At 71.5% G+C, this 1,975-nt stretch carries 1 protein-coding gene; it reads right to left on the reverse strand.

The annotated features are described in order from the left end of the window. Nucleotides 1-308 precede the first annotated feature (308 nt). Nucleotides 309-1,975, reverse strand: a 1,667-nt coding sequence (locus AB0N59_RS14890; RefSeq protein ID WP_363485023.1) for a zf-HC2 domain-containing protein, incomplete at its 5' end; no start/stop codon positions are given.

Here is a 1,975-nt window from a genome sequence, read left to right on the forward strand (position 1 = left end):
TGACGACGCCACAGCTCACCGAACGCCTCAGCATCACCCGACCGCGTGCGCAGCACGAGATCAGCGTCGGCCAGCACCTCGCTGCTCGTATTCTCTATCGTCACGCCCTGTCCTCACCTGCGGGAACGCTCTCACAAGAAGAGACGCGTGACTGCTCGATTCATCACGCGTTCTTCTCATTCTCACTCGAAATCTGCTGACGGGCCACCCCTCTGGAGAACTCGAAGGAGCGCTCCCACGCCTCCTCGGCCCTCTCTTGTGGGATTCGTGAACGCGCATCGTCACGAGATGCGGTCGTGATCCCGGCGTCAGCGAATGCCGGCGTCGGGCCCGGACAGGTCGCTGGTGGACGCCGTCAGGGCCGGCCACGTGACGCGATCCTCTCGGAACATCGTGAGCGGGGGCGCAGTCGCTGCCTCGGGCTCCGGAGCCGAAGGCGTCCCGGGCTCGGCGGGTGTCTCGGGTTCGGCGGGTGCTTCGGGTTCGGCGGGTGCCTCGGGTTCGGCCGGTGTCTCGGGTTCGGCCGGTGTCTCCGGTTCGGCGGGTGTCTCCGGTTCGGCGGGTGTCTCCGGTTCGGCCGGTGTCTCCGGTTCGGCGGGTGTCTCAGGCTCGGCCGGTGTCTCAGGCTCGGCCGGTGTCTCGGGTTCGGCGGGTGTCTCGGGTTCGGCCGGTGTCTCGGGTTCGGCGGGCGTTTCGGGTCCGGCGGGTGTCTCCGGCTCCGCAGGTGTATCGGGTTCGGCCGGTTCGGCCGGTGTCTCGGGCTCAGTGGGTGTCTCGGGTTCGGCGGGTGCCGCTGGCTCGCCGGGTGCGCCCGGACCGGTGGGCGTCGCGGGCGCGTGGAGAGTCCACAGCCGAACGGTCTTCCAGGCGCCAGGAACCCCGTCGAGCACATACCGGAACCGCACCAGCGCGTTCTTGGCGAGCTCGGCCGCGTTGGGATGGATCTCCACGACACCGTCGCCGCTCTCATCGAGCACGACTTCGTCGCCGCGTGCGCGGTTCTTCTCGAGCCACACCTGCACGGTCGCCCCGGGATCGCCGTGCACGGGGATGACGTAGATCGAACGCCCGCCCTCGTGTCGCACAGTCACGTGGCCCCAGGTGATCTCCGCGAGTGCGGGCTGCGTGGGCGCCTCTGCCACAGGAGTGGGGCTCACCGGCGCGGGCGCGTCGTCGCTCGTGGGGGCATGCGGCGCGGGCTGTGGGACCGGCTGCTGCTCGGTTTCGGGAACCGGAGCCGGCGCGTCGGGAACCGGTGCGATGGGAGCCGGAGCGCCAGCGCCAGGTGCGTCCGGAGCCGGGGTCTCCTGACCGGGGGTGGTGGGAGCAGCCGCCGGGCCCTCGGGTGCCGCCTGAGCAGACGGCGGGGCGAGCACCGACTGCGGCGCGGCAGGTGCCGGCTCGTCCACCCTGATCGCCTCGATCGGGAGCATGGAGGCCGCAGCCACGACACCGGCGACGACCACCGCAGCCGAGCCCAGACCCACAAGCGCACCGATCCCGATATGGGCGCCGCCGATACCCGCTGCCGAAACGCCGGCGGACGACGAGGCGGGCGCCGACAGGAGCGCAGAGGTCGCTGCCGCCCCGGGGGAGGATCCCGCCGCCCCGGTCGCGACCACACCGCCGACCACGCTGCTGGGCATCGCGGCGAGTGCGACGGCCGGCGCACCGGCGCCCTGCGCCGACGCGAGATATGAGGACGCGCCGGCGACGCCGGTGACCAGCGGGAGGATGACGAGGGCGAGGCGGTTCGAGACCTCGGTGGCCTCTCCTGCGACCACCATGCACCGCGGGCAGTCGGCGATGTGACGCTGCGCGCGCAGCTGTGCGCGAGCGCCGAGGTTGCCGCGTGCATAGGCGCCGAGTCGCTCGACCAGCCAGTGGCATTCGGAGTCTTCGCCGGCGTTGCGGAGGTGTGCTTGGATCCAGGCTTCGCGGAGGCCTTCGCGGGCGCGGAAGCTGAGTTGGGAGA

The sequence above is a fragment of the Microbacterium sp. NPDC089321 genome (assembly GCF_040684935.1).
Lineage (GTDB): Bacteria > Actinomycetota > Actinomycetes > Actinomycetales > Microbacteriaceae > Microbacterium.